Here is a 3,493-nt window from a genome sequence, read left to right on the forward strand (position 1 = left end):
TGCCCTTTGTTTATCGCATCCTCGACTGGTCCCTTTGGTGAGCCATAGAAGTTGCCAAAGACGTGGGCATGTTCCAGCATCTCCCCATCAGTAACCTGACCCTTGAACGCAGCCTCAGAGATGAAACGATAGTGCTCGCCATCGACCTCACCCGGCCTTGGTTCACGCGTTGTGGCGGATACAGAAAACGATAGGCCCGAGTCCCAATCCCGCAACCGACGGGCCAATGTGCTTTTGCCGGCACCTGACGGCGAGCTGAGTATAATCAGAAGACCACGGCGGTTCTGAGCGTCGGTCATATTATTATTCCACGTTCTGCACTTGCTCACGCATTTGGTCGATCAGCGCCTTCAACGCCAATCCGACAGCCGTCAAATCGGCGTTCTGCGCTTTTGAGCATAGAGTATTGGCTTCGCGGTTGAACTCTTGCATGAGGAAATCGAGCTTGCGCCCAACCGCACCCCCGTCATTCAAAAGCGCGCCTGCGGCTTTGACATGTGTGTGTAGCCGGTCAATTTCCTCGGTCACGTCCGACTTGACCGCCAGCAAGGCCAGCTCTTGAGCCACACGATCCGGGTCCGCACCGTCCGCGTTGTCCAAAACGCGGGCTAGGTTCCGTTTCAAATTTGCCGCCACATCGCCCTTACGTTCTTCTGCCAACGCGGCGGCTTGTTCGGTCAGTTGCCCGACTTCGGTCAACTGCGCCAACATCACCTCGCGCAAAGCCGATCCTTCGCGCGTCCGCATATCATCAAAGGCATCCAGAAGCGCCGGAACCTCGGAAAGCAACGCAGCGCGTAATGGGCCTGGATCATCCTGTGCCGCACCCGCATCCATAACGCCTCGCATACTCGCAATGTCGGTGGCGCGGGATGGCGCAAGCGACAGCCCCTGCTCCATCGCCTCAGCTTCAATTGTCAGAAGGCTTTGAACGACGGCGCGCATGGTTTCTTCGTTCAGTGATAAACCAGCCGCCGCATCATCGCGCGTGATGCGAAGCGACAACGTGACATTGCCGCGCTTGGCCCGCGCTGCAACGAGCGGCCGCAGCGCCGTCTCCAACCCGTCAATCCAATCCGGAACCCGCAAGCGTACGTCCAGACCTTTGCCATTGACGCTGCGAATATCCCATGCCCAGCGGAATGAGTTGAATGCACCGGTAGCAGCCGAGAAACCAGTCATTGAGCGCGGCGCGCCATCTTTAGATGTGTTGGTCATGTCTTTGCGTTTAGGGGGAAGTTCACATCGGGGCAAGCCACTGGCCATGTCCCCGCGGGGACAGAGCGGTGATTAACCATTTGTTAGCTTTCCCCAAGCGGTTTCCTACAAATTTGATATGTTTTGCGTCAATCCCGAAGCAAAGCATTCGGCGGACCGAGCAAGAGTATGTACAGATGGACAAATCAGACCTTTACACGCACAATGTCAGCGCAATGACAGAGTTCCGCGCAAACACAGGTTTTTCGGCGATCTCGCAGGTTGAAGCCTATTGGGAAGGCTTGCGTGGCACGCGTCTGATGCCAAAGCGGTCCGAGATTGATCCACGTGGCATTGAATCGGCGCTGGAATACACCTTCGTTCTGGAACGCATTGCGCCAGGCATGGCACGCATTCGCATCGCGGGCAGTCACCTCGGTGACTTGATGGGAATGGAAGTGCGGGGGATGCCGCTCACATCTTTCATCACGCCACCCTGTCGTCGCCAAATCGCAGATGCCATCGAAGATGTCTGCCAACGCCCGGCCATGTGCGAATTGCGGATGAGCGCAGAGACAAACATTTCAAAACCGCAGATGGAATGCCGTCTGCTTCTGCTGCCACTCAAAAGCGACCTCGGCGATGTGAGCCGGATTTTGGGATGTCTGGTTGCACAAGGTGAAATCGGGCAGACACCGCGCCGTTTCAACGTGGTTGGTGCGCGTATTCGACCGATTGCGTCTCCCGCGTCCAGACCGGCGCCCATCGAACCAACGGTTCAGGCCAGGCCGCAGCGCGTGCAGGTGGACGGTTTTGCAGAAAGCCAGAAAAGTTTTGAAGCTACGACGCCGAGACCAAGCGTTCCGTATCTTCGTCTGGTCAAGTCAGACGACAAATAGATCAGAGGTCGAAAGGTCGACTAAAAGAAACGCGCCGAACGGTTGGTTCGGCGCGTTTTTGTTTCGATCAACTTGCGGCGCGTGCCTTGGCGCGCGTGGCGCGCAATTGAGACAGCTCTTCGGCCACAAGGAATGCCAGCTCAAGCGACTGCGAGGCATTCAGGCGTGGATCGCACGCCGTGTGATAGCGATCACTCAGGTCTTCTTCGGTCACAGCGCGCACACCACCCGTGCATTCAGTGACGTCTTGCCCGGTCATCTCGAAATGCACACCGCCAGGCACTGTACCCTCGGCAGCATGTACACCAAAGAATTCACGCACTTCACGAAGCACGCTGTCGAACGGACGCGTCTTGTAACCTGTCGAAGACTTGATCGTGTTTCCGTGCATCGCGTCACACACCCAGACAACTTCCGCACCTTCCTCGCGGACGGTGTTGATCAGACGCGGCAGGTGTTCAGCAACCGATCCGGCACCGAAACGCGCTATGAGGGTCAAGCGACCAGCTTCGTTTTCCGGGTTCAGCTTCGCAAGAAGCACCTTTAAATCCTCGGTTGTCATGCTGGGACCGCATTTCAGACCAATGGGGTTTTGCACCCCACGAGCGAACTCGACATGTGCGCCATCGGGCTGGCGGGTGCGGTCACCGATCCAGATCATATGACCGGAGCCAGCCAACCATTTGCCGCTGGTCGAGTCGATGCGTGTCAACGCTTCCTCGTATTCCAGCAACAGAGATTCATGGCTAGTGTAGAATTCAACCGACGAAAACTCGTGCGTCGTGTCGGCATCAATGCCCGCCGCCGCCATGAAGTCGATTGTGTCCTGAATACGCGCGGAAATCTCGCGGTATTTCTCCGCCCCTGCCCCATCTGCAAAACCCAGGGTCCACGAATGCACCATGTTCATATCTGCGAAACCACCGGTCGAGAACGCGCGCAGCAGGTTCAGCGTGGCTGCTGCCTGCGTGTAGGCCTGCAACATCTTCTGTGGGTTCGGAATCCGAGCCTCGGGCGTGAAGTCCAATTCGTTAATGATATCACCACGGTAGCTGGGTAATTCCACACCATCCACCACCTCGGTCGGAGCCGAGCGCGGCTTGGCGAACTGGCCAGCCATGCGGCCCAACTTGATCACCGGAACCTTGGCGCCGTATGTCAGCACCATTGCCATCTGCAACATAACTTTGAACGTGTCACGGATGCTGTCAGCGCTGAACTGATCAAATGCCTCAGCACAGTCGCCGCCTTGCAGCAGGAACGCGTCACCACGGGATGCATCGGCGAGATGAGCCTTTAGCCGCCGCGCCTCGCCTGCAAACACCAGCGGAGGATACTTTGCAAGCTGCGCCTCAACCGCGTTCAGTGCCGCAGTGTCGGTATAATCGGGCATCTGG

At 57.3% G+C, this 3,493-nt stretch carries 4 protein-coding genes; 1 reads left to right on the top strand and 3 read right to left on the bottom strand.

Annotated features, from left to right (window positions below; translation table 11 throughout):
* Together AC6RA8_RS21735 and AC6RA8_RS21740 are read right to left on the bottom strand one after the other, a co-directional pair.
* Positions 1 to 299, bottom strand: a 299-nt coding sequence (locus AC6RA8_RS21735) for a nucleoside/nucleotide kinase family protein (protein ID WP_500355825.1), incomplete at its 3' end; no start/stop codon positions are given.
* Between the two features lie 4 nt (positions 300 to 303).
* Positions 304 to 1,218, bottom strand: coding sequence for a YicC/YloC family endoribonuclease (locus AC6RA8_RS21740; RefSeq protein WP_500355827.1), 915 nt, complete (start codon positions 1,216 to 1,218; stop codon positions 304 to 306).
* A 176-nt stretch (positions 1,219 to 1,394) separates the two neighbouring features.
* On the opposite strand from AC6RA8_RS21740, the gene AC6RA8_RS21745 reads away from it, so the two are divergent.
* Positions 1,395 to 2,096, top strand: a complete 702-nt coding sequence (locus tag AC6RA8_RS21745) for a PAS domain-containing protein (RefSeq protein WP_500355828.1) — start codon at positions 1,395 to 1,397, stop codon at positions 2,094 to 2,096.
* A 67-nt stretch (positions 2,097 to 2,163) separates the two neighbouring features.
* Here the strand turns inward: AC6RA8_RS21745 and AC6RA8_RS21750 are convergent.
* Positions 2,164 to 3,493: class II 3-deoxy-7-phosphoheptulonate synthase (locus tag AC6RA8_RS21750; protein WP_500355830.1), on the bottom strand; the 1,330-nt coding region annotated here is incomplete at its 5' end.

It is taken from the genome of Tateyamaria sp. (assembly GCF_059783535.1).

Coding starts and splice junctions, on each gene's coding strand:
- AC6RA8_RS21740 (WP_500355827.1), bottom strand. CDS start 1,218: ATGACCAACACATCTAAAGATGGCGCGCCGCGCTCAATGACTGGTTTC.
- AC6RA8_RS21745 (WP_500355828.1), top strand. CDS start 1,395: ATGGACAAATCAGACCTTTACACGCACAATGTCAGCGCAATGACAGAG.